The following is a 25342-nucleotide window of genomic DNA, read 5'->3' as shown; positions in this document are numbered from 1 at the left end:
GGGGGGGGGGGGGGGGGGGGGGGGGGGGGGGGGGGGGGGGGCGGGGGCCCCCCGCCCCCCCCCCCCCCCGCCGCCGCCCCCGCCCCCCCCCGCCCCCCCCCCCCCCCCCCCCCCCCCCCCCCCCACCAGCCCCTGACACACCCCGGTGCGCACAGAAGAGCGAAGCAACCAGCGCATCCGCGAGCTTTCAGCCAGAAGCACGCAATCGCCGAGCCGCGCAGCGACGCAAGAGGCATACGGACGTTGCATCGCTTGTCGCTTGTCGCTCCTCGCTCGCCCAAGGCCACCAGCCCCACCGGGGCACTATCTGGGGTGGGGGTGGGGGGGGGGGGGGGGCCCGGGGGGGGCCGGGGGGGGGGGGCCCCCCCCCCCCCGGGGGGGGGGGGGGCGGGGCCCCCCCCCCCCCCCCCCCCCCCGGCCCAGCCAGAGAAGAGGCGCAAATGGCAGCTTTTGCTCCTAGCGCGAACCAACCGCCTTCGTGGCAGTGGCAGTGGCAGCAGCGACCGGCTGCCAGGGCCGGGCGGTCACCGCCATCCCTTCCTGCAACCGATCCTGCCCTTCCACCACCACCCGCTCGCCGGCCTGCAGCCCATGGCTCACCACGTACTGCCGGTCCACCTGCCCATCCACCTCGATCGTCCGGATCACCGCCTTTCCCTCCTTACCCACCACCCACGCATACGACTGCCCGCCCGTACTCCGCAGCACCGACTGCTGCGGCACCAGCAGCGCACCCACCTGCACCCCGCGCGGCACCCGCGCGCGCACGAACATCCCCGGCAACAACCGCCGCGCCGGGTTGTCCACCACGATCCGCAACACAATGTCGCCCGTCTCGGCGTCCACGTTGATCCCTGAAAACAGCATCCGACCCTGCTCCGCATACGGCGTCCCGCCCGTACCCAGCAACGTCACCGGCAGACCCTTCGCCGCATCCAGCTGACCGGCCACCACCGCACGCTGGATACCCTCCAGCATCGACGCCGGCTGCCGCACATCCACGTACACCTGGTCCAACTGCTGCACCACCGCCATCGGCGTCGCATCGCTGGCCGTCACCAGCGCCCCTTCGGTCACCAGTGCCTCATCGATACGCCCCGCGATCGGCGACGCCACCGTCGCATAGCGCAGATCCAGCTGCCGCCGAGCGAGCGTCGCACGCGCCTGCGCCACGTCCGCCACCGCCTGCTGGTGCTCGGCATGCGCATCGTCGCGCGCCTGCTGGCTCACCGCCTGCGCCGCCGCCAATGAGCCCAGCCGCGCCGACTGCACCTGCGTCCGCACCACTGCCGCCTCACTGCGCTGCAGCAACGCCCGCGCACTGTCCACCTCCGCCTGGAACGCCGCCGGGTCGATCTGGAACAGCGGCGTACCCGCCTCCACCTCCGCCCCCTGCGCGAACAACCGCCGCTGCACGATCCCGCCCACCTGCGCCCGGATCTGCGCCGTACGCACCGCCGCCACCCGCCCCGGCAGCTCATCGTCACGCTGCACCGTCGCAGGCGAAAGCGACACCACGCTCACCTCCGGCACCGCCACCGGCGCCACCTCTTCCTTGGCACATCCCGCAAGCACCACCGCAAGCACCGCCCATACAGCGGTTTGAATCCTGTTGGTTTTCATCAGCAGCACAGGGCCGCACGCGCGGCCAGAATCATGAATGGCGAAGTCTGCGGCGCCTGCGTGGGGTTTCGATGGAGGAACTGTGGAGATACGATGGAGCACAAGCACCTTCTGGCCCTGCCCCGCATGCACGCCACCGATTCGCCCAGCGCCGCCGCGCACTGGGACCGCTCGCTCAACGCGCTGGTCCTGATCGTCGAAGACGAACCGGAAATTGCCGATATCGTGGCCGCCTACCTGCATCGCGAAGGCCTGCGCACGGTGCGCGCGCAGGACGGCATTGGCGCCCTGGCCCTGCACCGCAGCGCCCGCCCCGACCTCATCCTGCTCGATGTACAGATGCCCGGCATGGACGGCTGGACCGTGCTCAACACTGTCCGCCAGCGCGGCGACACCCCGGTCATCATGCTCACCGCCCTGGACCAGGACCTGGACAAGCTCACCGCGCTGCGCATGGGCGCCGATGACTACGTGGTCAAACCGTTCAACCCGGCCGAAGTGGCCGCCCGCGTGCGCGCCGTCCTGCGCCGCACCCTCAATGCGCGTGGCCAGGCCAAACCCGGCATCCTGCGCGTCGGCCGGCTGGTGATCGACCCCGAAACCCACACCGTCCACGTCGAGGGCGACGGCTACAGCCACGAACTGCTGCTCACCCTGACCGAGTACAAACTGCTGCACTGCATGGCACTGGCCCCGTCACGGATCTTCAGCCGCAGCGAACTCATGCACGAGTGCCTGCCCGAGAGCGAAGCCCTGGAGCGCACCGTGGACAGCCATGTCAGCAAGCTGCGGCGCAAGCTCGACGACGTGGGCCTGGGCAACGTGCCGGCCAGCGTGCGCGGCGTGGGCTACCGGCTGGCGGCCGACCACTGATGCGCCGCCCGGGCCTGAGCCGGCACATCGTCGTGTCGATGTCGCTGATGGTGCTGGCGGTGATCGTGATGGTGATCCTCAGCTCCTACCTGCTGTATGCGGTGCTGGTGAACTTCTACCCCTACGCCGAGGAACCCACCGGCTGGGCCCCTACCGGCCCCGAACTGGTGTGGATGGCCGCAGTCACCCTGCTCGGGCTCGCCGTGGCCGTGGCTGCCTCGGTGCGGCTGTCGCAGCGCATCCTGACCCCGCTCAATTCAGTGGTGGACAGCATCGGCAAGCTGGCCGGCGGCGACCTCGGCGCGCGCGCCGCCGCCAGCGACCGCTCGCTGGGCGAGGTGGCGCTGCTGGTGGACGACTTCAACGCCATGGCCCGCCGCCTGCAGAACATGGATGCCGACCGGGTCATGTGGCACGCCGCCATCGCCCACGAACTGCGCACCCCGGTGACGATCCTGCGCGGCCGACTGCAGGGCCTGGCCGAGGGCGTGTTCCAGCCCGATGAAGCCCAGTTCCGCAGCCTGTTGGCCCAGGTGGAAGGCCTGTCCCGGCTGATCGAAGACCTGCGCGTGCTGAGCCTGGCCGACAGCGCCCGGCTCGACGTGCGCCGCGCGCGCAGCGACGTGGTGCATGAAGTCCATTCGGTAATGACCCTGGTCGACCCCGGCTTCCGCAGCGGCGGTTTCGTGCTGGAACTGGAAACCTCGCGCGAGGAGCATCCGGCCCACTGCGATCCCACCCGCGTGCGCCAGGCCTTGATGGCGCTGCTGGAGAATGCGCGCCGCTACGCCACGCCCGGGCGCGTGCGCATCGCCGTGCATGACACCGCCACCCACGTGCAGGTCTCCATCGACGATGAGGGCCCGGGCATCGACCCCGCCCTGAGCGCCCACATCTTCGACCCATTCATGCGGGGCGATGGTTCGCGTTCGCGCCAGCGCGGCGGCAGCGGGCTGGGCCTGGCGGTGGTCAAGGCCATCGCCGATGCCCATGGCGGCCGTGTCTCGTGCACCGCCAGTGCACTGGGCGGCGCACGGTTTGTCATCGAGCTGCCGCGCCAGTAGCGGTTTCCTCGCGCGCCAGGGTGCGCATGCGCGTGCCCAGCCGGTCCAGGTTGTCCTCGATGGTGACCAGTTCCTGCTGCTGTGCCGCCGGCAGGCGCGCCCGCAGCTGCTGTTGCAGCTGCTGCCAAGCCAGCACGCCGCGGGCGCTGATGGCTGCGGTGGATGCCGCGGTGGCCGCCCGCTCGCTGCCCAGCGGCAGGCCGTAACCGCCGGCCGGTAGCAGCGCCGCCGGGCTGACCAGCTGGCCGGTGTCGTGCAGCAGCGCCATCAAGGTGTCACGCGCCGGGTCGCTGCCGTGTGCGGGGGTGCCCAGCGTGCGCTTGAGCCGGTCACGCGCGCGCAGTTCTTCGCGTTGGCGCGCCGCCTGTTCCAGCAGCAGCAACGCAGCCGTGGCGCGCAGCCCACCCTGCTCCAGCCAGGGCGCCCGCTGTGCTGCCGGACGCTGCAGCCATGCGGTCACCTCGGGGGTGCCCAGCGGCAGTTCACGCCGGGCCACCTCGAACAGCTGTTGGTAGTGATCCTGCGCCGAGGCGAAGTAGTAGCCCTGGCGGGTCGCCTCGGCCCGGTTCTGCAGCACCGTCGGATCGGCCCGCCCTTCTCGCGTCAGGCGCGTCAGCAGGCCACGCGGGGTGATGCGGTTCAGGCCGGGCGTGGCCCAGGCCGGCACGCCTTCCTGCAGCAGCTTGCCGGTTTCCACCGCGCAGTTATTGCTCACGAACAGGTACTTGCCGTCATAGCTCCAGTGCACCTGGGCCACGCGCTCGAGCAGGCTGGCAATCTCGCTGGGCAGCAGACGCAGCGGCACCGATGACAGCCCACGCAGTTCCAGCTGGGTGTACTCGTTGATCACCTGGTTCAGTGGCAGCACGAACAGCCGCGACGGATACGACCCGGTCAGCCCACGCCAACTGGAAATCTGCACATCGCCGACAAATGCGCGGAACGACAACACCCGGTGGTACGACAGGTCCATCCTGCAGGCCGGTCCCGGCGCGCGCCCAGGTGCGCAGATCACCAGCCGCAGCATGCTGTGGCCCCAGCGGCTCATCAGCTGGTCGTTGCCTTCGGCGAGCAGGTAGTCGACCGCGTACACGCGGGCGGGGTCCACCTGCAGCAGCGATGCGGCACCGGATGTGTCGTCGGCCTGCACCAACGGCAGGCGTGCGTCGCAGTCGGCGGCGTGCCCGCTGGCACCGATCTGCGCGGTGAACCACGCATGCAATGCCGGGCGACGGCAGGCATACGCCGGGTCGAGCACGAAATGCTCGGCGTTGACCGCCAGGTATTCCGCCGGACTGGTCCGCTCGTAAGCGTCCGGGCTGCGGGTGCTGAAGTGATTGCCGGTGCGGCCCAGCCGCCAGGGGCGCTGCTGCCAGCCACTGAGGTCGCGCCATCGCGCGGTCTGCGACCAGCCCCCGCCCGGGGCGCGGTCCAGCACATGGGCGAGTTCATGAATCAGCGCGGCCTGCAGCGCGCGCGGCAGTGGTTCGCCCGCGCGTACGTCATCAAGCAGGTCACGGCGCAGGGTGATCGCGCCTCGGCGGGTGCGACCATGCACCTGGTCGGGAAGCGTGGACGACCAGCGCACCCGTACCGGACGATCAAAACGGTCCTGCCAGGCGGCAGGTACTACGTGCTGCATGTCCTGCAGTGCACGCTCGGCGGCCAGAATCTGCTGCCCATCAAGCCCGTCCGGCTGCAACTCGAACTGCAGGGCCGCCTGCGCGAAGGGGCTGGCCAACAGCGCCGCCAGGGCCGCCCAACGCCAGCGGCGGGCCCGGCGACGCGCCTGCATCAGCGTGCCAGCAGGGTCCGGGCCAGCGCCAGGTCGCTGGCATCACGCTGCGCGGCATCGTGTTCGCGCAGGTGCAGCAGGGCCGCTTCCAGGCGGGCGCCACGAATGGCACCGTCGCTGGCGACAAACGCCGCCGCGTCTTCGCGCGCATCGAGCACGATCTTGTCGTCGTCCGAGCTGGACGAACCGGCCGACGAGGCACCGGAGGCGGAGCCAGCGGACGAGCCGGCGAAACTGGAGGCCAGCGCCGGCAACGGCAGGGCAAGGACGGCGAGAAGCAGGATCGGACGCATCGTCATGGTGTCGTTCGAAGTAGGAAAGCGAAGAGCGTATAGCCTGCGTGAAGACCTGTCGCGCCCTAGAGGTCGAACAGCTTGCCGGGATTCAGCAGCCCTTGGGGATCAAACGCTCGTTTGACCGCCTTCATCAAGGCGATTTCCGGTGCACTGCGGGTGCTGTCCAGGTACCCCTTCTTGACCAGCCCGATGCCGTGTTCGGCCGAGATGCTGCCGTCGAAACGGGCCAGCACCTGTGCCAGCAGCTTGGTCACGTGTTCGCACTGGGTCAGGAATTCCGCATCTTCGGTGGCATCGGGCTTGAGCACGTTGATGTGCAGGTTGCCGTCGCCGATGTGGCCGAACCAGACCACGTCGAAGTGCGGGTACGCCTGCCCGATCAGCGCCTGGGTTTCGGCCATGAACGCCGGCATCGCCGAGATCCGCACCGACACGTCGTTCTTGTACGGCTTGTAGCGCGCCACCGCTTCGGTGATGCCTTCGCGCAGGCGCCACAGCTGCGCGGCCTGCGCATCGCTGGCACTGACCACGCCGTCACTGACCCAGCCCTGCTCCATGCAGGCCTCGAACGCCGCCATCGCGGCGGCCTCCTGGGCTTCGTCGCCGGCCGCGAATTCGGTGACCACGTAGAACGGGTGCACCTGCTCGAACGGCGCCTGCGCACCGTGCGCAAGCACGTGTTCCAGCGCACGGTCGGTGAAGAACTCGAAGGCCTGCAGCTGCATCCGCTCACGGAACGCGGCGAACACCTGCATCAGCACCTCGAAGCTGGGCAGTGCCAGCAGCATCACGTTGCTGGCCGGGGGCGGGTCGGTGAGCCGCAGCGTCGCCTCGACGATGACGCCCAGGGTGCCTTCGGAGGCGATCAGCAGCTGGCGGAAATCGTAGCCGCTGGAATTCTTGATCAGGCCCTTGTTGAGCTCCAGCAGCTCGCCGCTGGCGGTGACTACCTTCAACCCGGCAATCCACTCGCGGGTATTGCCGTAGCGGATCACGCGGATGCCGCCGGCGTTGGTGGCGATGTTGCCGCCGATCGAGCAGGAGCCACGCGCGGCGAAGTCCACCGGGTAGATCAGCCCGTGTTCCAGCGCTGCGTTGTGCACCGCTTCCAGTGCCATACCGGCCTGTACGGTCAGGGTGCGGTCCACCGCATCGAAGGCCAGCGGCTTGTTCATCCGCTCCAGGCTGAGCACCAGCTCGCCGTGTGCAGCCACAGCGCCACCGGACAGGCCGGTGCGGCCGCCCGAGGGCACCACGGCCACCTGGTGCGTGCTGGCCCAGCGCAGGATCGCCTGCACCTCATCCACGCTGCCCGGCAGGGCGATCGCCAGCGGTGCCGGGGTCCAGCGCCGGGTCCAGTCGCGCCCGTAATGCTCCAGGTCGGCCGGTTCGGTCGTGAGCCGCAGCCCGGGGCAGTCCTGCAACAGCGAAGAAAGGCGCGGGTCGGTCATGGCGGCACGGCAGGACAAGGGAATTCCCAAGCGTAGCAGACCACCCCGGCGGGCCTGGCCGCCGGCGTCCGGTTGCGCGTGTCAACGGATGCATCTGAAACCATCGCCGCGCCGATTGGCGCACTGCACAATCCCCCGCCCGTTCTGGCATAGTTGGGCGCTCCCGCCCTACAGCTGCGCCCCGCCCATGTCGCCGAAGAAGACCTCGTTCCCGAAGCAGGATATCCGCGTGCTGTTGCTGGAGGGGGTGAGCCAGACCGCGATCGACGTGTTCACCGCCGCCGGCTATTCGCAGATCGAACTGCACAGCAAGGCGCTGCCCGAGGACGAGTTGAAGGCACGCATCGCCGAGGCGCACATCGTCGGCATCCGCTCGCGCACCCAGCTCAGCGCCGACGTGCTGGCCAACGCCAAGCGCCTGATGGCGGTGGGCTGCTTCTGCATCGGCACCAACCAGGTCGACCTGGACGCGGCCGAACTGGCCGGCATCCCGGTGTTCAACGCGCCCTACTCCAACACCCGCAGCGTGGCCGAACTGGTCATCGCCGAAGCGATCATGCTCACCCGTGGCATCCCGCAGAAGAACGCCGAATGCCACCGCGGCGGCTGGTCCAAATCCGCCGCCGGCAGCCACGAAGTGCGCGGCAAGACGCTGGGCATCATCGGCTATGGCCACATCGGCACCCAGGTGGGCGTGATGGCCGAGGCCATGGGCATGCAGGTGATCTTCCACGACGTGGAAACCAAGCTGTCGCTGGGCAATGCCCGTGCGGCGATCAGCCTGGACGACCTGCTGTCGCGCGCCGACATTGTCACCGTGCACGTGCCCGAAACCCCGGCCACGCAGTGGATGATCGGCGCCGAACAGCTGGCCCGCATGCGCCCCGGCGCGCACCTGATCAACGCCGCTCGCGGCACCGTGGTCGATATCGATGCGCTGGATGCGGCCCTGCATGCGGGCCACATCGGGGGCGCGGCACTGGACGTGTTCCCGATCGAGCCCAAGGGCAATGGCGATGCGTTCGTGTCGCCGCTGACCGCCCACGACAACGTGATCCTGACCCCGCACGTGGGCGGCAGCACGCTGGAGGCGCAGGACAACATTGGCGTTGAAGTGGCGGCCAAGCTGGTGCGCTACAGCGACAACGGCAGCACCCTGTCGGCGGTCAACTTCCCCGAAGTGACCCTGCCCGAGCACGAGGACAGCCTGCGCCTGCTGCACATCCACCAGAACGTGCCGGGCGTGCTGTCCAAGGTCAACGAGATCTTCTCGCGCCACAACGTCAACATCGACGGCCAGTTCCTGCGCACCGACCCCAAGGTGGGCTACGTGGTGATCGACATCACCGCCAGCGAGGCACAGGCCGGTGCCGTGCGTGACGAACTGGCCGCAATCCCGGGCACGCTGCGGACGCGCGTGTTGTATTGATCCGGGTGCGTTGCGTGGGGGCGACAGCGCGAATGCGCTATCGCCGCGCCAACCATCGTTTTGCCATGCGCGGCAACGAATCGTCGCCATCCGGCGTTTCGATCGCGGCATTGGCCACGTCACGGATGTCGCGCCACGCCAGCGCCAGCGATTCTTCGCTGAGCGCGAACTGTTCGCTGCCCACCGCCCGCACCACGTAGCGGGCGTCGTAATGCCAATGGCCGGGGACGTCCCTGCGTTCGGGGATCCAGTGCTTGTCGATGTCGAACAGCGCGCCGTCTTCCAGTACCAGCCCGCTCAGCCCGGACTCTTCCTCCGCCTCCTTGAGCGCCACCCGGGCCAGGTTGCGGTCGCCGTCGGCATGCCCGCCCAGCTGCAGCCAGCGGTCCAGCTTGCGGTGGTGAGTGAGCAGCACGCGCTCGCCGTCGGCACTGACCAGCCACGCGCTGCCGGTGAAATGACCGGCCAGCCGTTCACGCAGGAACGGGTTCTCCGAATCGTCCAATAGTGTGCTGAATTCGTCAGCCAGGGCGGCGTGGGCGGGCTGGCGCTGCGCATACGCAGCCAGTTGGGCACGCAGTTCAGCATCAGCAATGACAACGGATTCAGGGTTCAGCGACATGGTGGCGGGGGGTTCGGGCGGGATTTGTCGATTATCGCCGGGCCATGCTGCATTTGTGCTTGTGCGCGGGCTTCAGCTTTGGCTAAGGTACAGCGGGCCCCGCACGCTGGGGCGCCCAGTTGCCATCAAGGTGCCCGGCAATGTACCGCGCACCTCACCTTTGTCCATTTAGGGAAGCACTGCATGCTGAAGTCTCTGTTGAGGGTCAAACCGGTTGAACCCGCCGGCCACGTCGACGCGGGTGAACCCATCGAAGGCAGCCTGGACGGCGAAGCCACACTGAAACGGACCCTCACAGCCAAACACCTCATCATGCTCGGGATCGGCGCGGTGATCGGTGCCGGCATCTTCGTGCTGACCGGCCAGGCCGCAGCCAACCATGCCGGCCCGGCGGTCATGCTGTCGTTCGTGTTCGCCGGCTTCGCCTGCGCGCTGGCCGGCCTGTGCTACGCCGAATTCGCGGCCATGATGCCGGTCTCCGGCAGCGCCTACTCCTACTCCTACGCCACCCTCGGCGAAGGCATGGCCTGGTTCATCGGCTGGTGCCTGGTGCTGGAGTACCTGTTCGCGTCAGCGTCGGTCGCGGTGGGCTGGTCGGCCTACCTGATCAGCTTCATCACCACCACGCTGCACATGCCCTTCCCGGACGCGCTGAGCGCCGCGCCGATCGCCTGGAACGGGCACGAGTTCGCCGCCTCCGGCAAGCTGTTCAACCTGCCGGCGATGCTGATCGTGGCGGCGGTGACCGGCCTGCTGTATGTCGGCGTGACCCAGTCTGCGTTCGTCAACGCGATCATCGTGGCCATCAAGGTCTTCGTGATCTGTCTGTTCGTCGGCATCGGCGCGGCTCACGTGGACCCGGCCAACTGGCATCCGTTCATCCCCGAAAACACCGGCGTGTCCGGCGAGTTCGGCTGGAGCGGCGTGTTCCGCGCGGCCACCATCGTGTTCTTCGCCTACATCGGCTTCGATGCGGTCTCCACCGCCGCCGGTGAAACCAAGGACCCGCAGCGCAACATGCCGATCGGCCTGCTCGGCTCGCTGGCGGTCTGCACCATCGTGTACATCATCGTGTGCGCGGTGCTGACCGGCATGCTGCCGTACCACCTGCTGGGCACCGACAAGCCGGTGGCCACCGCGCTGGAAGCCTACCCGAGCCTGTCCTGGCTGAAGACCGCCGTGGAGATCGGCGCCATTGCCGGCCTGTCCTCGGTGGTGCTGGTGATGATGATGGGCCAGACCCGCATCGCCTACACGATCTCGCGCGATGGCCTGCTGCCGAAGGTGTTCGGCAAGGTCCACAAGCGCTTCCGCACCCCGTACTGGGCCACGATCGTGGTCGGCGTGATCGCCGCCGCACTGGCCGGCCTGGTGCCGCTGAACGTGCTTGGCGAACTGGTGTCGATGGGCACCCTGCTGGCCTTTGCCACGGTCTGCGTGGGCGTGCTGATCCTGCGCTACACCCGGCCGGAGCTGACGCGTCCGTTCCGCGTGCCCATGGTGTGGGTGATCTGCCCGCTGGGCGCGGCGTCGTGCCTGTTCCTGTTCTGGCAGGCGTTCGTGGTGCATTGGCACCTGTTCGTGGGCTGGACGGTGCTGGGCCTGCTGATCTACTTCGGCTACGGCATGCGCCACAGCAAGCTCAACACGCCCTCGGCCTGATGCACCTGACGGGCCGGCCCACGCCGGCCCGTTCCACATACGCTCCACCTACAAGAAACCACACCATGTTCAAGCAACTGTGGGCCACCAAGCACCCGCACGCCGCCCACGAAGACGCAAACGGCCTGAGCCTGCGCCGCACGCTCGGCCCCTGGGGGCTGACCGCGCTGGGCATCGGCGCGGTGATCGGCGGCGGCATCTTCGTGATCACCGGCCAGGCCGCAGCCAACCACGCCGGCCCGGCGATCATGCTGTCGTTCGTGCTTGCCGCGATCTGCTGCGCATTCTGCGCGATGGCCTATGCGGAGTTCGCGGCGATGGTGCCGGTCTCCGGCAGCGCCTACACCTACACCTACGCCACGTTCGGCGAGCTGTCGGCCTGGTTCATCGGCTGGATGCTGGTGCTCGAATACGGCGTGTCCGCCTCGGCCGTGGCGGTCAGCTGGACCGGCTATTTCCTGAGCCTGCTCAGTCATTTCGACATCCACCTGCCCGCTGCCCTGGTCAGCGCGCCGCTGGATGGGCAGCTGCGCCCGACCGGGGCGATCGCCAACGTCCCCGCCGCGATCCTGGTGCTGCTGCTGACCTGGCTGTGCTACGTGGGGATCAGCAAATCCTCGGCGATGAACATGGCGATGGTGGTGCTCAAGACCGGGTTGATCATCCTGGTGATCGTCGCGGGCTGGAAGTACGTGGATCCGGCCAACTGGACGCCGTTCATCCCGGAGAACGCGGGACCGGGCAAGTACGGCTTCGAGGGGGTGCTGCGCGGTGCAGCGATGGTGTTCTTCGCCTACATCGGGTTCGAGGCTGTGTCGGTGGCGGCGCAGGAGTCGCACAAGCCGCAGCGTGACATGCCGATCGGCATGCTCCTGTCACTGGTGATCTGCACGGTGTTGTACATCGCGATGGCGGCGGTGATGACCGGGCTGGTGCCGTACCAGTTGCTGGGCACGGACGAGCCGGTGGTGACGGCGGTGGCGGCGCACCCGCAGTTGGGCTGGTTGCGGATCGTGGTGGAGATCGGGGCGCTGATCGGGTTGTCGTCGGTGGTGCTGGTGATGATCATCGGGCAGCCGCGCATTTTCATGATCATGGGGCGCGACGGGTTGCTGCCGCCGGTGTTCACGAAGATCCACCCGAAGTACCGGACGCCGCACATCAATACGGTGATCACGGGGATCGGGATCGCGCTGCTGGCGGCGCTGTTCCCGCTGGATATCCTGGGCGAGCTGACGTCGATGGGGACGCTGATTGCGTTCGCGGCGGTGTGCGCGGGGGTGTTGATTCTGCGTCGGACGCAGCCAGACTTGCCGCGTCCGTTCCGGATGCCGATGGCGTGGTTGATCTGCAGTCTGGGGGTGCTGAGCTGTATTGCGCTGCTGACGGCGATGACGGCGCACAACTGGATGCTGATGGGGATCTGGACGGCGGTGGGCTTTGCGATCTACTTCGGGTACGGGTATCGGAATAGTCGGCTTGCCGGGAAGTAAGGGGTGGGTATTTGCCGGGCCTGCGGCCCGGCGGCCCGCTTTTACTGCAAGTGCCAAGCGCCCCAAGTGCAAATGCAACGGCAACGGCGGCTCTGGCGTGCTGCGGGGTTGGTGGGGCGGGGTGAGGCCGCGGGGGACGCCGTGAATACGTCCTTGTAGGCTTGGTCGCCGCATCCATGCGGCTCACACCCCCGCAACCTCACCCCGCCCCACCCTCGACAGGTTCCGTGTGACGGTGCCGGGAGCAAACGCAGCGGGCGGCCAGGATGGTTGTTGCCTGGTTTGGTTGGTGTGGGGTGATCGATGATCAAAAATAAAATCGAGGTAGGTGGCGACCGTTGGTCGTCACGCTTTGGAGCCGGCCACTGGCCGGCTTTGCTTTTTCTCCCCACCCCACAACGCTGGCACGCGCCTCAGCGTTTGGGGGGCTGGGCGGGGTGGGGTTTGCGGGGGTGTGAGCCGCATGGATGCGGCGACCAAGCCTCCATGGACGGATTCACGGCGTCCCCCGCAAACCCCACCCCGCCCAGCCCAGCCAGGAAACGGCTCTACGTAGTACCTGCTTTTACCGATCCACCCCGTTAAAATGCCAGCCATGAACACCTTCCCCTACGATACGGCGCGCTTGAGCGAGCTGGCCCAGGTGCTGATCGACAACGTGCGTGAGCTGGCCCAGGCGGGCTGGACGCCGGCGACCAGCAGCAACTTCTCCCATCGCCTGGATGACCGCCATGCGGCGATCACCGTGTCCGGCAAGGACAAGGGCCGCTTGGTGGAGGACGACATCATGGTCGTCGACTTCGACGGCAAGGCCGTGGGTCGTCCGCTGCGGCCGTCCGCCGAAACCCTGCTGCACACCCAGCTGTATCGCCGGTTCCCGGAAATCGGCTGCGTGCTGCACACCCACTCGCCCGTGCAGACCGTCGCCTCGCGCCTGTATGCGCCGCAGGGCCACATCCGCCTGGAAGGTTACGAGCTGCTCAAGGCCTTCCACGGCAACAGCACCCACGAAATGGCCATCGACGTGCCGGTGTTCGCCAACACCCAGGACATGGACGTGCTGTCGGCCCAGGTCGACGCGCTGCTCGACACCCAATGCCTGTGGGGCTACCTGATCGACGGCCACGGCCTGTACGCCTGGGGCCGCACCATGGCCGAAGCACGCCGCCACCTGGAAGCCTTCGAATTCCTGTTCCACTGCGAACTGGAACTGCGCAAACTGCGCGGCTGAACGGTACCGCCGCCCGGCTCCACGCAATCTCCGGACACGACGGTACCGCCGGCGGGCTCAACGACCCCTCCGGACCCGGTAGTGCCGGCCGCTGGCCGGCTCCTCCGGATCGTCCAACGCTCATGGGAGCCGGCCAGCGGCCGGCACTACCGGACCGTCCGACGCTCATGGGAGCCGGCCAGCGGCCGGCACTACCGGATCGTCCGACGCTCATGGGAGCCGGCCAGCGGCCGGCACTACCGGATCGTCCAACGCTCATGGGAGCCGGCCAGCGGCCGGCACTACCGGCGCGCGGTTGCCACGGGTCCATGCAGATTCCTGAAGGGAATCTGTATTCCGCCCTTCACCATCAGCGTGCGGCCCCTTCCCCGGCGCTGCGCTGGTACCCTTTCCTTCCCCCTTTCTCCGCCTCGCTGCCGCCGCCATGAGCCGACTCCGCATTTTTGACGACACCGCCCCGGACGCCCCGCTGTTCGACAGCCGCGATGGCGCGGCGATCGCCGCCGAACTCAAGCAGATCGGCGTCACCTTCGAGCGCTGGCAGGCCACCCAGGAGGTTGCACCCGGCGCGAGCCAGGAGGAGGTGTTCGCCGCCTACAAGGCCGACATCGACCGGCTGGTCGCCGAGCATGGCTTCAAGAGCGTGGACGTGGCCTCGATTGCCCCGGACAACCCCAACCGCGCCGAGCTGCGCAAGAAGTTCCTCGACGAACACTTCCACAAGGAAGACGAAGTGCGCTTCTTCGTGGCCGGCTCCGGCCTGTTCACGCTGCACCTGGACGGCAAGGTCTACGAGATCGAGTGCGTCAAGGACGACCTGATCGCCGTGCCCGATGGCATCACCCACTGGTTCGACATGGGCGAAGAGCCCAGCTTCGTGGCGATCCGCTTCTTCACCGAAGCCGACGGCTGGGTGGGCCATTTCACCGGCAGCGACATCGCCCAGCAGTTCCCGCGTTACCACCCCGCACAGCACCAGGCCGACTGATCCATGCCGCATCCGACCGTCATCCTCACCGATATCGAGGGCACCACCAGCAGCATTTCGTTCGTCAAGAACGTGCTGTTCCCGTATGCGCGCAAGGCCCTGCCGGCGTTCGTCGCCGCCCATGGCCAGCAACCGGAGGTGCGCCGCTGGCTGGACGCGGTGGCCGTGGAGATCGGCGGCGCCTGCCAGGACAGCCTGATCGTGGAAACGCTGCAGGGCTGGATCGACCAGGACCGCAAGCACACCGCCCTGAAGGCGCTTCAGGGCATGATCTGGGAAAGCGGCTACCGCAACGGCGACTACAAGGCGCACTTCTACCCGGAAGTGGCCGCGGTGCTGAAGGGCTGGCATGCCGAAGGCAAGCCGCTGTATGTGTACTCGTCCGGCTCGGTGCCGGCGCAGAAGCAGTTCTTCGGCTTCAGCGAGGCCGGTGACCTGACCGGGCTGGTGTCGGGCTGGTTCGACACCGAAGTGGGCGGCAAGCGCGAGGCCGACAGCTACCGTCACATCGTCAAGGCGATCGGCGTACCGGCGGGCCAGATCGTGTTCCTGTCCGACGTGGTCGAAGAGCTGGATGCCGCACGCGAAGCCGGCCTGCAGACCCGCCTGCTCGACCGCCTGGACGACTACCCGCTGCCGCGCAGCGGCGACGCCACCCACGGCCACGACCGCGTCGAGAATTTCCAGCAGATCTCGCTGTAAGACCTCCCATGGGTAGAGCCACGCCATGCGTGGCTGCGTTTGTCGCGATGCCGGCACCGCGCCAGCCACCCATGGGGTGGCTCTACCTTGCGTCGGCCAGCGAGGTGAGGCGGAGGGTGCGGCGCAGGGTCGGCAGGTCCGCTTTACTGCGCAGCCGGATCGTCACCGCCTCGCCCGGCACCAGGTCCAGCGCGTTGTCGTCCAGGGTGGCATCCAGGCCGTCGAAGTCGACCCACAGCGCACGCACCAGCATGCGCGAGCGCAGCGTCAACACGTACCCGTCGCCGTCGGCGCGCAGCTGACTGTCGATGGTTGCCGGTGACAGCAGCAAGGCCTTGGCCGGTGCGAAGTACATCACCTGCCGCGACAACAGGCGTTTGCCGTCCAACAGCTCCACCACCGCCACGGTGCGGGCGGGGTCCGCGTCCTTCAACAGGTCCGCATCGGCGAACCGGCCCACCTCCAGTGCGGACAACGGCGGCACCGCCACGGTATGCCGCTGCTCGCTGCGCAGCGCGCCATCGAGATCCATCACCCGCATCCGCCACGTCGCCTGCAGGCCCTGTTGGCGGTCGTTGAGCAGGCTGACCCGGGTCACGCCGTCGTCGCGCAATGCCGCCACCGCCTGGTCGGCGAAGAAGCGTCTGGCGTGGAAATGCAGCGCCTTCCAGCGGCCTGCGTAGTCGATGCTGGACCACGACGCGCCCGGCCACACGTCGTTGAGCTGCCAGTACAGCGAGCCCATGGTGTACGGCCGCGACGCGCGGTGGTGCAGCGCGGCCAGCTGGATGCCGTCGGCCTGCATCACCTGGCTGAGGTACACGAAGGCCGGGAAATCGCGCGGCGTGCCGTACTCCTCTTCGATGTACTTCAACAGGCGCTGGTTGCCCTCGCCCGCCATGAACTTCTGGTGGGCGCGTACCGTGGCGCTGTCCACCTGCTGCTCGGCGGCCGGAATGATGCCCTCCAGCGTACGCAACGACGGCCATGCCTGCAGGCCGTATTCGGACATGAAGCGCGGGGTCTCGCGCAGGTACGCGGTCACCGGCAGCGCCGGGTTGCCCCATACCTGCCAGTAGTGCTTGTCGCCACGGGTGGAATCGTTGGCCTTGTCGTCCAGGTCGTTGCTGGGCGAGCTGGACCAGTACGGCACGCCCAGCCCTTCGTCGGCCACCACCTGGCGCAGGTCGTTGCCGAACAGGTCCACGTAGCCCTGCCATACCTTCGCCGCGAAGGCCGGGTCGGCAGCGGTCAGGTCACGGCCGTGGCCCCAGTCCTTCCAGGCGGTTTCTTCTTCGTTGTTGCCACACCACAGCACCACGCTGGGGTGGTGGCGCAGCCGGCGCACGTTGTCGCGCGCCTCGGCCACCACGTTGGCGCGGAACGCCGGATCGTAGCCGGGCTGCATGCCGCCGCCGAACATGAAGTCCTGCCAGACCAGCAGGCCCAGTTCGTCGGCGATGTCGAAGAACACATCATCCTCGTAGTAGCCGCCGCCCCAGTTGCGCAGCATGTTCATGTTGGCGTCGCGCGCGGCGGTGAGTTCGCGGCGGATCCGCGCGTCGTCCACGCGGGCCGGGAACATGTCGAACGGAATCACGTTGGCGCCCTTGGCGAAGATCGGCACGCCGTTGATGACGAACGCAAAGCCCTGCCCGCCCTGGCGGTCCACCTCACGGCGCAGCTCCACGGTACGCAGGCCGATGCGCTGTTCGATGTGGCGCGCGTCCGCCCCGCCCGGTGCCAGCGTGGCCCGCACGGTATAGCGCGCCTGTTCGCCCTGCCCCGCCGGCCACCAGCGGCGTGGCTGTTTCAACGCGACCGGTACGCTAATGGCGTTGTCGCCGGCCTGCAGCGGGGCGTCACGGTCGATACGGGCCACCGACACCCCGTCCGGATCCAGCACCTCCACGCGCACCGCGGCAGTGCCACGCGCGGCGCTGTCCACCTGCACCGTGATCGCCAGGTCGGCATGCGCGGCGTCCAGCGCGCGGGTCTGCACGGCCACGTCGGTCAGGCGCTGCCCGTTCCAGCTGTCCAGCTGCACCGCGCGCCAGATACCGGCCGTCACGTAACGCGGGCCCCAGTCCCAGCCGAAGTGGTAGCCGGGCTTGCGCACGAAGTTGCCGACCATCGCGTCCTTGGGCTCGTCGCCGTACGGCGAGGGATAGTTGCCGGCGATCTTGTGCGGCATTGCCTGGACGCTCGGCAGCAGCGTGGTGATCGGGGACCGCAGCACGATGCGCAGTTCATTGCCGGTGGCACGCAACCGGCCGTCCACCCGCGCGCGCCAGGTGCGGTGGCTGTTGTTGGCCTGCAGCAGCGGCTGGCCGTTCAAACTCACCGTGGCGAACGTGTCCAGCCCGTCGAATGCCAGCTCGGCATGCGCGCGCGCCAGCGTGGCCGCGTCCACGTCGAAGCGGGCGCGGTATTCCCAATCGGCCAGCCCGATCCACTGCAGGCCGGCCTCGGGCGCGCCCACGTAGGGATCGGCAATCAGGCCCTGCGCCAGGAGGTCGGTATGCACCGCCCCGGGTACCTGGGCCGGACGCCACTGCTGCAGGCCGGGGTGCGCGGCACCGCGCGCGTCACCGGGCAGCAGGCGGAATGACCAGTCCGCCGCCAACGGGGCGGCCGCCACGGGCAGTGCCCATGCGGCCAGCAGAACCAGCAACAGCCAGCGGGCCGGTGCAACGACATGGAAACGGCGGTGCGCGCGCATGGGTACCTGCCTGGGTGGGGGAGCAGCCGACCAACGGTCGGCTCTACCGGGATTTGAGCAGCCGACCAACGGTCGGCTCTACCGGGGTTTGGGTAGCCGGCCGACGGTCGGCGCTGCCGATTCAACGCACTACGTTGAGTACTTCGTAGCACGCGCCCATGGTGTGGTAGTCGGTCTTGCCGGCCGGGCTTTTCTCGTCGCTGTAGGACCGGTTGTCCGCATCCAGGATGCGGTACCAGGCGCCGTAACGGTGGTCGATCATGTGCTGCCAGGCATAGGCCCACAGCCGGTCGTACCAGTCCCAGTACTGCGCCTCGCCCGTCCGCTTGGCCAGCAGCGCCGCGGTGGCCAGCGACTCGGCCTGCACCCAGAAATACTTGTCGTCGTCGCACACGCTGCCGTCCGGCGCGAAGCCGTAGTACAGGCCACCGCGCTCAGCATCCCAGCTGCGCGCCACGGCTACGTCGAACAGGTGGCGGGCGGTGGGCACCAGCCAGTCGGCCTGCACGTGGCGGTCCAGGATCAGCAGCAGCTTGGCCCACTCGGTCTGGTGGCCGGGCTGGAAGCCCCACGGGCGGAACAGGTGCTTGGGGTTGTCGCGGTTGTAGTCCCAGTCGATCTGCCACTGGCGGTCGTAGTGCTCCCATACCAGCCCATCGGCCTGGGCGGCCTGGCGGCGGGTCATGTGGTCGGCCAGCAGCAGCGCGCGCTCCAGGTAGCGCTGTTCGCCACTGGCTTCGAACGCGGCCAGCATCGCTTCGCACATGTGCATGTTGGCGTTCTGGCCGCGGTAGTCACTGAAGGTCCAGTTCGCGTCTGCTTCGTCCTTGTACAGGCCGAACGACGGTTCCCAGAAGCGCAGCTCCAGCAGCTGCCAGGTTTCGTCCATCCAGCCGCGCGCGTCGCTGATGCCCGCCTTCAGCGCGCAGCTGTAGGCCAACAGCACGAAGGCCACGCCGTAGCAGTGGTTGGTGGCGTCTTCAACCACGCCATCACGCAGGGTCCAGGCGTAGCCGCCGGTGGCCGGATTGCGGTGCACCTGGCGCAGGTAGCGCAGGCCGTGCTCGACCGCCGCCAGATCCTCGGGCTTGCCGAATTCGCGGTAGGCCATCGCGTGGTTGAACACGAAGCGGGTGCTGCTCACCAGGTGGCGGTGGCGGGTGTCGTACACGCTGCCATCGTCACGGTAATAGTGGAAGAAGCCGCCGTCGGGGTCGATCTCATGCGGCTGGTAGAAGGCCATGGTCTGCGCGATATGCGCGCGCAGGAACGCAGGCGAACGGAAATCGGGGGTCGGCGGAACCGGCGTGGTCATGCGACGTCTTCCTGTTGTTGCTGCAGCAGCTGGTGGACTTCATCAAGGCTGGGCATGGCGGCGAACGCGCCCTTGCGGGTCACGGCCAGCGCACCAACGGCCGCACCGAAGCGGATGGCCCCGGTCAGGGCGGCCGGGTCCTGGCAGAACGTGGCGAAGGCACTGCCGTCGCCGCCGCGCTCGCCGATGCCGAAGAGCAAACCGCCCACGAACGCATCGCCTGCCGCGGTGGAATCCACGGTCTGCACCCGGAAGCCGGTGAGCACGCCCTCGGTGTGGCGGGTGTGCCAGCGGATCGGGGCCGCGCCGTCGGTGACGACCACGGCCTGCGCCTGCGCGCCCAGCAGCCGTGCAATGACCGCGTCGCCGCCGCCTTCCTGCGCGGCGGCCAGGTAATCCAGTTCCTCGCGCGACAGCTTGACCAGCTCGGCCAGCTGCAGCGCCTCCCACAGCCGCGGCAGCGGGTCCACGCCGGCCGGCCACAGCGCGGGGCGCAGGTTAAGGTCGATGCTGACCATGGCACCGGCGGCGCGCGCGCGGCGCATGCCGTCCAGCGTGGCTTCGGCGATCTCCGCTTCGGTCAGGCTGTTGGAACACACATGGAAACTGCGCGTACCGGCGAAACAGTTGGGATGGAAATGGCTGCTGCGGAACAACAGGTCCGCCGCCGGCGGGCGGTAGAAGCTGAAGCTGCGCTCGCCGTGTGCGTCCAGGGCCACGAACGCCAGCGCGGTCTTGGCTGCGTCGGTGCGCACGATGCAGTCGGTGGCCACGCCGGCGTCGGCCAGGCTCTCGGCAAGGAAGTCACCGAACATGTCTTGGCCGAGCATGCCGGCGAAATGTGTGTCGGCCCCCAGGCGTGCCGCCGCGACGGCGACGTTGGCCGGTGCCCCGCCGGCGTATTGCAGAAACGCGCGCGGGGTGTCCGGCGTGGCCGGCGGCTGGGCAAGTAGATCGATCAAAATCTCGCCGAAACAGACAATCTTGCTCATTCGGGCCTCAGGCTCCCTGGCGGAATGCGGCGCTCGGGCGCGAACCCGACAAGCCATAGAAAATGATGTAGCCGTAGCAGACCAGCGGCAGGATGAAGGACGGCTGCAGCCCGATATGGTCGGCCAGCACGCCCTGCAGGTACGGCACCACCGCGCCGCCCACGATGGCCATGATCAACAGGCTGGAGGCCTTGTTGGTCAGCGGACCCAGGCGCTCGATGCTGAGCGCGAAGATGGTCGGGAACATGATCGAGTTGAACAGGCCCACCGCCACCACCGAATACAGCGACACGTGGCCCGCGCCGAGCATGGTCAGCGCCAGCAGCACCACGTTGACCACCGCGAACAGGGTCAGCAGCAGGCGCGGCGAGAACCGGGTCATGATCGCCGAGCCGGCAAAACGTCCGATCATCGCCAGCGTCCAGTACGCCGACACGTAATGGGTGGCCTGCTGCTCGGTGAAGCCCCCGATGGACGGCATCGACAGGTAGTTCACCAGGAAACTGCCGATCGACACTTCGGCGCCCACGTAGAAGAAGATCGCCAGCACGCCGAACAACACGTGCTTGTGGCGCAGCGCATCCATCAGGGTATGCGTGCCGCTGTCGGCCTGTTCGGTGGTTTCGGTCAGCGCCGGCAGGCGGAACAGGTAAACGAAGATGGCCAGCAGCGCCAGCGCGATCGCCAAGCCCACGTACGGGCCCTGCACCGACTGCGCTTCCTGCACGCGGTAAGCGATCTGCTCGGCCGAGGGCAGCGCGGCGATCTCATCGGCGCTCTTGACCGTGTTGCCGAGGATCAGCAGCCCGCCGAAGATCGGCGCGATCGCCGTGCCCAGCGAATTCAACGCCTGGGCCAGGGTCAACCGGCTCGAAGCGGTCTGTTCCGGCCCCAGTAGCGCCACGTACGGGTTGGCGGCCACCTGCAGCACGGTGATGCCGGTGGCCAGCACGAACAGTGCGCCGAGGAAGGCTTCATACACCCGCAGTTCGGCGGCCGGCCAGAAACCGAGTGCGCCGACGGCCGCGATGGCCAGGCCGGCCACGATGCCCTTCTTGTAGCCCAGGTGCGCCACCAGCCGCCCGGCCGGCAGCGACATCAGGAAGTAGGTGCCGAAGAAGGTGAACTGCACCAGCATCGCCTTGGCGTAGTTCAGTTCGAACACCGCCTTCAGGTGCGGGATCAGGATGTCGTTGAGGCAGGTCAGAAAGCCCCACATGAAAAAGATGGTGGTGGCCACGGCCAAAGCCATGCGCGTGTTGACCACGGGCGCGGACGATGACGAGGCAGGCAGTCGGGGCGTTGGAGAAATGGGCATTCAGGTACGCGCCTCGTTGCGCGGGCAGGTAAAGGGAAACGCCATCACGCGGCCACCGGGCCGCTGCTGGCGCGGATGCGCAGTTGCACGGGCGCCACGGTGCGTTGTGGCGCGGCGTCGGGATGGTCCAGGCGCTGCAGCAGCAGTTCGGCCGCCTGGCGGCCGCGCTCGCGCGGGTTCACTGTGAGCGTGGTCAGCGGCGGCAAGGCGACCGCTGCTTCGGAGATATCGTCGAAACCGGTGACGGCGAAGTCCACGCCGGGGCGCACCCCGCGCGAGGCCAGGCCCAGCATCAGCCCCAGTGCAACGCTGTCGTTGTAGCAGACCGCTGCCGTCGGTGCCGGCACGCGCGCGAACAGTTCTTCGCTGCGCGCCGCGGCTTCCAGGCGGCTGGGGGCCGACTCGATCAGCCAGTCCGGGTGCAGCTCCCTGCCCGCTTCGGCCAATGCCTGCGCGTAGCCCAACCGGCGCTGGTGGCAGGAGCTGGAATCGGCATGGCCACCGAAGAAGGCGATGCGCTCGTGCCCGCGTTCGATCAGGTGGCGGGTGGCCAGGTAGGCCCCCTGCTGGTTGTCCAGGGTGAGGAAATCCCAATCGGCACCCGGCGGCTCGCGGTTGAACAGCAACACGTTGGCGTTGAAGCCCAGCACCTGGCGCAGTTCGGCCGCATCGCTGCCTTCGGCCGGCGACAGGATCAACCCGGCCGGGGTGTGTTCCATCAACGTGGTCAGCACCGCCTGCTGCCGCTGTGGCGATTCGCCGGTGCTGCCCAGCAGGGTCACGAAACCCTTCGCACCCAGCGCTTCGTCCACCCCGGAGGCGAATTCGGCGAAGAACGGGTTGGACAGGTCGTTGATCACCAGGGCCACGCTGGACGAGGTGCGGCGGCGCAGGTTGGCCGCGCCGCGGTTGTAGACATAGCGCTGGCGGCGAAGCTCGGCCTCGACCTTGGCGCGGGTGTCGACATTGACCAACGGGCTGCCACGCAGCACCAGCGACACGGTCGCCCGCGACACGCCGATGGCTTCGGCGATATCGGTCACGGTGACGGCGCGCGTGCCCTTGCCCGCTGGTTTGACCTTGTCGTTCATGGTGTCTGCCCGGTCCTTGTCATCCGGCAAGCGTAAACGATCGCATCGGCCAGCGGACCCCGCCCCTGCAGGCAGCCGGATCGCGGCCGCAGCCGATGCAACGCCTCATTCCAGCACCGCCCCCGGGGTGGCGCAGAACGAGCGCGGCAGCGCCTCGACCTGGGTGCCCCAGCCGCGAGTGGGGGCCTGCGCAGCCAATGCGAAGTCGATGCGACCGCCCTGCTGCAGCCGGGCCCAGTCCAGCCACACCGGGGCATGGTCCTTGCCGTCCACGCGCACGCCCTGCACATACTGCAGCGTGCGCCCATCGGCACCGTCGGCGGCCAGGGTCAGCGTGCGGCCGGTGCCCAGGTCCACCTCCACCTGGGTGAAGCGCGGGGTGTGCAGCAGGAACTGGCCACTGCCCGGCACCGCCGGGTACAGACCGATCGCGCTGAACAGGTACCACGCCGACATCGTGCCCAGGTCATCGTTGCCGGTGACGCCGTTGGGGGCGTTGGTGAACAGCTGCTGCGCGGCGCGCACCACGGTGGCGGTCTTCCACGGCTGGCCGATCAGCGTGTACATCCACGGCGCGTGCAGGTCCGGCTCGTTGTTGGGGTTGTAGCGGTACTGGTTGTAGTAGCTGTACGGGCCCACCACCCATTCCTTGCGCGCGGCGGTCAGCGGCGACTGCACCAGCGCGTCGTAGGCGAAGAACGCATCCAGTCGCTTGCCGGCCTGTTCGCGGCCGTGCATGGCCTGCACCAGCCCCGGCACGTCCTGCTGCGCCAGCCACTGGTACTGCCACGCGGTGCCTTCATGGAAGCCATGGTGCGAGCGCGGGCTGTAGTGGCCATCGGACGGCACGTACCACTTGCCGTCGTCCATGCGCGGACGCGGGAAGCCGCTCATGCCGGTCTCCGCATCGCGTACCTGCGGGTCCCACACTTTGTGCCAGTTGCCGCCGCGCGCGCGCAGCGTGCTGGCATCGTCGGCATGGCCCAGGCCATCGGCCATCTGCGCCAGCGCGCAGTCGGCCAGGGCGTATTCCAGCGTGGCCGAGCCGCCGTGGTGCGGGTCCACGTCCATGCCCTTGGAGGGGAACGCGCGGTCGTAGGCAACGTAGCCGTTGTCCACGTACCCGGGGTTGCCCGACCGGCCGGCATGACGCGAGTTCAGCGGCGGCTGCTCGAAGGCGTTGCGACGCAGCGCGGTGTAGGCCTCGCCCTCGCGCCCGGCCAGCGCACCGAAGCGCCACAGGTCGACCAGGAACGGGGTGACCGGGTCGCCGGTCATGATGTTGGTTTCAAAATTGGCGTAACCCCAGCGCGGCAGCCAGCCCCCTTGTTCGTTGATGGCCAGCAGGCTGCGGCCGATGTCGCGCGCCACCTGCGGGCGGGTCAGGGCCAGCCACTGGTTCTGTGCGCGATAGGTATCCCACAGCGAGAAGTACTCGTAGTAGGTCCAGCCGTCGGCGCGATGGATCGCATCGTCGTAGCCACGGTAGCGGCCGTCGGCGTCGCTGCCGGTCAGCGGCTGCAGCAGCGCGTGGTACAGCGCCGAGTAGAACACGGTGCGGTCGTCACGGGCGCCGCCCTGCACGCGCGTCGTGGCCAGCTCGCGGCGCCACTGCTGCTGCGACTGGCTGCGCATCTGCTCGAAGCCGAGCAGCTTGCCGCCCTGCATGCCCTCGCTGCGCAGGTTGTTGCGCGCGCCTTCTGCGTCCACGTGCGAGATGGCGCTGATCGCGGTGACCGCGCGGTTCTTGCCGGTATCGAAACTCAACCAGGCGCCGCTGGGCTTCTGTTCGCCCTCCATGCGGTGGCGCGCGCCGGCCAGGCCGCCTTCTTCGCCCCAGGTGCCGAACGCCTTGAACGGGCGGTCGAACTCGAGGCGGAACCAGGTGGTGTACTGGTGGCCGCCGCAGAAGCTCTTGGTAACCAGCTTGCCTTCCACCACGCGATCGCCCACCACGTCGATCACGCTGCCGATCACCGAATGGCGCTCGTTGGCCTGGCCCACGTTGACCAGCACATGACCGGTGCCGGCGTCGACCGGGAAGGTGTAGCGCTCGGCGGCGGCACGGGTGCGCGCGGTGGCCTCGGCATCGATGCCGCCGTAGCCGGTCAGGCGCACCTTGTAGTAGCCGGCCTGGCCGATCTCGCCGTCGTGGGTGTACGGGGACGCGTAGCGCTTGTGGTCGAAGCTCTTGGCATCGTCGGTGTTGAAGTCGCCGCCCTTGCCGATGCTGCCGGTGACCGGCAGCACCGACACCTGGCCGCCCTGCTCCCAGCACCCGGCCCCGGACAGGAACGAATGGCCGAACCCGCGGATCTTGGGGTCGTCGTAGCGCCAGCCGGCGTAGTGCTCGCCGATCGGGCTGACCTGGATCAGGCCGAACGGGGCCGACGCCCCCGGGAAGGTATTGCCGTCATCCTTGCTGCCGATGAAGGTGTTGACCTCGCGCTCCAGCGCGACCGGGGCGGCGGCCTGCAGGACCGGCGCGAAAGCCAGCGCGAGCAGGCAGGCCAGGCGCGGCAGCGGGCGGCGCAACGGGGTAACGGCGATGACGGACGGCAGTCGGCGCATGCGTGGATCCTGTGGGTCGATGTCGGTACGGCAGACGAAAAAAGGCACGGCGGATGTCCGCCATGGCGTGCCAGCCATTCCCCCGCTGGCACCGGTCCAGATCC

Annotated in this window: 19 protein-coding genes; 8 read left to right on the top strand and 11 right to left on the bottom strand. The window is 68.4% G+C overall.

The window, feature by feature from the left end; translation table 11 throughout:
* Positions 1 to 456 precede the first annotated feature (456 nt).
* A complete protein-coding gene (locus ABIA71_RS02710; RefSeq protein WP_354282884.1) occupies positions 457 to 1623 on the bottom strand; it encodes an efflux RND transporter periplasmic adaptor subunit in 1167 nt (388 codons plus the stop codon).
* A gap of 126 nt (positions 1624 to 1749) precedes the next feature.
* Here ABIA71_RS02710 and ABIA71_RS02705 point away from each other — a divergent pair, with 126 nt between their 5' ends.
* Positions 1750 to 2496: a response regulator gene (locus ABIA71_RS02705; RefSeq protein WP_128095858.1), complete on the top strand. Its 747-nt coding sequence runs from the start codon at positions 1750 to 1752 to the stop codon at positions 2494 to 2496.
* On the top strand, positions 2496 to 3560 hold the full coding sequence (locus tag ABIA71_RS02700; protein ID WP_038688605.1) for an ATP-binding protein: 1065 nt from the start codon (positions 2496 to 2498) through the stop codon (positions 3558 to 3560). The genes ABIA71_RS02705 and ABIA71_RS02700 overlap by 1 nt, the downstream gene beginning before the upstream one ends.
* Here ABIA71_RS02700 and ABIA71_RS02695 read toward each other — a convergent pair.
* From ABIA71_RS02695 to ABIA71_RS02685, 3 genes are all read right to left on the bottom strand, one after another.
* Complete coding sequence (locus ABIA71_RS02695) at positions 3538 to 5355, bottom strand: DUF7844 domain-containing protein (protein WP_354282882.1); 1818 nt, start codon at positions 5353 to 5355, stop codon at positions 3538 to 3540. The two genes, ABIA71_RS02700 and ABIA71_RS02695, sit on opposite strands and share 23 nt — an antisense overlap.
* Positions 5355 to 5648, bottom strand: a complete 294-nt coding sequence (locus ABIA71_RS02690) for a DUF2388 domain-containing protein (protein WP_369970457.1) — start codon at positions 5646 to 5648, stop codon at positions 5355 to 5357. The genes ABIA71_RS02695 and ABIA71_RS02690 overlap by 1 nt, the downstream gene beginning before the upstream one ends.
* Before the next feature lie 65 nt (positions 5649 to 5713).
* Positions 5714 to 7102, bottom strand: a complete 1389-nt coding sequence (locus tag ABIA71_RS02685) for a D-2-hydroxyglutarate dehydrogenase (protein WP_354282880.1) — start codon at positions 7100 to 7102, stop codon at positions 5714 to 5716.
* Positions 7103 to 7289: 187 nt separating this feature from the next.
* Between ABIA71_RS02685 and serA the strand changes: the two genes are divergently transcribed.
* Positions 7290 to 8531 carry a phosphoglycerate dehydrogenase gene (gene serA / locus ABIA71_RS02680; protein ID WP_128095852.1) on the top strand — a complete coding sequence of 414 codons (1242 nt, stop codon included), beginning with the start codon at positions 7290 to 7292 and terminating at the stop codon, positions 8529 to 8531.
* Between the two features lie 37 nt (positions 8532 to 8568).
* Here the strand turns inward: serA and ABIA71_RS02675 are convergent, their stop codons facing one another.
* Positions 8569 to 9153 (bottom strand): NUDIX hydrolase, encoded by a 585-nt coding sequence (locus ABIA71_RS02675; protein ID WP_354282878.1) that lies wholly within the window; start codon positions 9151 to 9153, stop codon positions 8569 to 8571.
* A 183-nt stretch (positions 9154 to 9336) separates the two neighbouring features.
* Between ABIA71_RS02675 and ABIA71_RS02670 the strand changes: the two genes are divergently transcribed.
* The 5 genes from ABIA71_RS02670 (at position 9337) to mtnC (ending at position 15229) form a co-directional block, all read left to right on the top strand.
* Positions 9337 to 10815, top strand: a complete 1479-nt coding sequence (locus ABIA71_RS02670; RefSeq protein WP_128095851.1) for an amino acid permease — start codon at positions 9337 to 9339, stop codon at positions 10813 to 10815.
* 65 nt (positions 10816 to 10880) lie between these two features.
* Positions 10881 to 12308, top strand: a complete 1428-nt coding sequence (locus ABIA71_RS02665; RefSeq protein WP_354282876.1) for an amino acid permease — start codon at positions 10881 to 10883, stop codon at positions 12306 to 12308.
* 586 nt (positions 12309 to 12894) lie between these two features.
* The gene (locus tag ABIA71_RS02660; protein ID WP_369968899.1) at positions 12895 to 13539 is read left to right on the top strand and encodes a methylthioribulose 1-phosphate dehydratase; all 645 of its coding nucleotides are present in this window, start codon (positions 12895 to 12897) and stop codon (positions 13537 to 13539) included.
* A 424-nt stretch (positions 13540 to 13963) separates the two neighbouring features.
* Positions 13964 to 14527, top strand: a complete 564-nt coding sequence (locus ABIA71_RS02655; protein ID WP_128096504.1) for a 1,2-dihydroxy-3-keto-5-methylthiopentene dioxygenase — start codon at positions 13964 to 13966, stop codon at positions 14525 to 14527.
* A 3-nt stretch (positions 14528 to 14530) separates the two neighbouring features.
* Positions 14531 to 15229 carry an acireductone synthase gene (gene mtnC, locus ABIA71_RS02650; protein WP_354282874.1) on the top strand — a complete coding sequence of 233 codons (699 nt, stop codon included), beginning with the start codon at positions 14531 to 14533 and terminating at the stop codon, positions 15227 to 15229.
* An 82-nt stretch (positions 15230 to 15311) separates the two neighbouring features.
* Here mtnC and ABIA71_RS02645 read toward each other — a convergent pair whose 3' ends face one another.
* From ABIA71_RS02645 to ABIA71_RS02620, 6 genes are all read right to left on the bottom strand, one after another.
* Complete coding sequence (locus ABIA71_RS02645) at positions 15312 to 17951, bottom strand: beta-mannosidase (RefSeq protein WP_354282872.1); 2640 nt, start codon at positions 17949 to 17951, stop codon at positions 15312 to 15314.
* A 121-nt stretch (positions 17952 to 18072) separates the two neighbouring features.
* Positions 18073 to 19266, bottom strand: a complete 1194-nt coding sequence (locus ABIA71_RS02640) for an AGE family epimerase/isomerase (RefSeq protein ID WP_354282870.1) — start codon at positions 19264 to 19266, stop codon at positions 18073 to 18075.
* Entirely contained in the window at positions 19263 to 20258 is a 996-nt protein-coding gene (locus ABIA71_RS02635; RefSeq protein ID WP_354282868.1) for a carbohydrate kinase family protein, read from the bottom strand. The genes ABIA71_RS02640 and ABIA71_RS02635 overlap by 4 nt, the downstream gene beginning before the upstream one ends.
* 7 nt (positions 20259 to 20265) lie before the next feature.
* Entirely contained in the window at positions 20266 to 21576 is a 1311-nt protein-coding gene (gene fucP / locus ABIA71_RS02630) for an L-fucose:H+ symporter permease (RefSeq protein ID WP_502960716.1), read from the bottom strand.
* A 44-nt stretch (positions 21577 to 21620) separates the two neighbouring features.
* The gene (locus tag ABIA71_RS02625; protein WP_038692249.1) at positions 21621 to 22667 is read right to left on the bottom strand and encodes a LacI family DNA-binding transcriptional regulator; all 1047 of its coding nucleotides are present in this window, start codon (positions 22665 to 22667) and stop codon (positions 21621 to 21623) included.
* Between the two features lie 105 nt (positions 22668 to 22772).
* The gene (locus ABIA71_RS02620) at positions 22773 to 25238 is read right to left on the bottom strand and encodes a GH92 family glycosyl hydrolase (protein ID WP_354282866.1); all 2466 of its coding nucleotides are present in this window, start codon (positions 25236 to 25238) and stop codon (positions 22773 to 22775) included.
* Positions 25239 to 25342: the final 104 nt, after the last annotated feature.

The organism is Stenotrophomonas sp. 2619 (assembly GCF_040548725.1).
In the GTDB taxonomy this organism is placed as follows: domain Bacteria; phylum Pseudomonadota; class Gammaproteobacteria; order Xanthomonadales; family Xanthomonadaceae; genus Stenotrophomonas; species Stenotrophomonas maltophilia_AP.
The sequence above is the reverse complement of the archived record's forward strand: the minus strand, read 5'-3'. Positions and strand labels throughout refer to the sequence as shown.

Bases quoted from the DNA above. Each gene is read 5' to 3' on its own strand.
- ABIA71_RS02640 (WP_354282870.1), bottom strand. From the start codon at position 19,266: ATGACCACGCCGGTTCCGCCGACCCCCGATTTCCGTTCGCCTGCGTTC.
- ABIA71_RS02675 (WP_354282878.1), bottom strand. From the start codon at position 9,153: ATGTCGCTGAACCCTGAATCCGTTGTCATTGCTGATGCTGAACTGCGT.
- ABIA71_RS02690 (WP_369970457.1), bottom strand. From the start codon at position 5,648: ATGCGTCCGATCCTGCTTCTCGCCGTCCTTGCCCTGCCGTTGCCGGCG.
- ABIA71_RS02660 (WP_369968899.1), top strand. From the start codon at position 12,895: ATGCCAGCCATGAACACCTTCCCCTACGATACGGCGCGCTTGAGCGAG.
- ABIA71_RS02620 (WP_354282866.1), bottom strand. From the start codon at position 25,238: ATGCGCCGACTGCCGTCCGTCATCGCCGTTACCCCGTTGCGCCGCCCG.
- ABIA71_RS02710 (WP_354282884.1), bottom strand. From the start codon at position 1,623: ATGAAAACCAACAGGATTCAAACCGCTGTATGGGCGGTGCTTGCGGTG.
- ABIA71_RS02655 (WP_128096504.1), top strand. From the start codon at position 13,964: ATGAGCCGACTCCGCATTTTTGACGACACCGCCCCGGACGCCCCGCTG.
- ABIA71_RS02625 (WP_038692249.1), bottom strand. From the start codon at position 22,667: ATGAACGACAAGGTCAAACCAGCGGGCAAGGGCACGCGCGCCGTCACC.
- ABIA71_RS02705 (WP_128095858.1), top strand. From the start codon at position 1,750: ATGCACGCCACCGATTCGCCCAGCGCCGCCGCGCACTGGGACCGCTCG.
- ABIA71_RS02700 (WP_038688605.1), top strand. From the start codon at position 2,496: ATGCGCCGCCCGGGCCTGAGCCGGCACATCGTCGTGTCGATGTCGCTG.
- ABIA71_RS02665 (WP_354282876.1), top strand. From the start codon at position 10,881: ATGTTCAAGCAACTGTGGGCCACCAAGCACCCGCACGCCGCCCACGAA.
- ABIA71_RS02670 (WP_128095851.1), top strand. From the start codon at position 9,337: ATGCTGAAGTCTCTGTTGAGGGTCAAACCGGTTGAACCCGCCGGCCAC.
- ABIA71_RS02635 (WP_354282868.1), bottom strand. From the start codon at position 20,258: ATGAGCAAGATTGTCTGTTTCGGCGAGATTTTGATCGATCTACTTGCC.
- ABIA71_RS02645 (WP_354282872.1), bottom strand. From the start codon at position 17,951: ATGCGCGCGCACCGCCGTTTCCATGTCGTTGCACCGGCCCGCTGGCTG.
- serA (WP_128095852.1), top strand. From the start codon at position 7,290: ATGTCGCCGAAGAAGACCTCGTTCCCGAAGCAGGATATCCGCGTGCTG.
- mtnC (WP_354282874.1), top strand. From the start codon at position 14,531: ATGCCGCATCCGACCGTCATCCTCACCGATATCGAGGGCACCACCAGC.
- ABIA71_RS02685 (WP_354282880.1), bottom strand. From the start codon at position 7,102: ATGACCGACCCGCGCCTTTCTTCGCTGTTGCAGGACTGCCCCGGGCTG.
- ABIA71_RS02695 (WP_354282882.1), bottom strand. From the start codon at position 5,355: ATGCAGGCGCGTCGCCGGGCCCGCCGCTGGCGTTGGGCGGCCCTGGCG.
- fucP (WP_502960716.1), bottom strand. From the start codon at position 21,576: ATGCCCATTTCTCCAACGCCCCGACTGCCTGCCTCGTCATCGTCCGCG.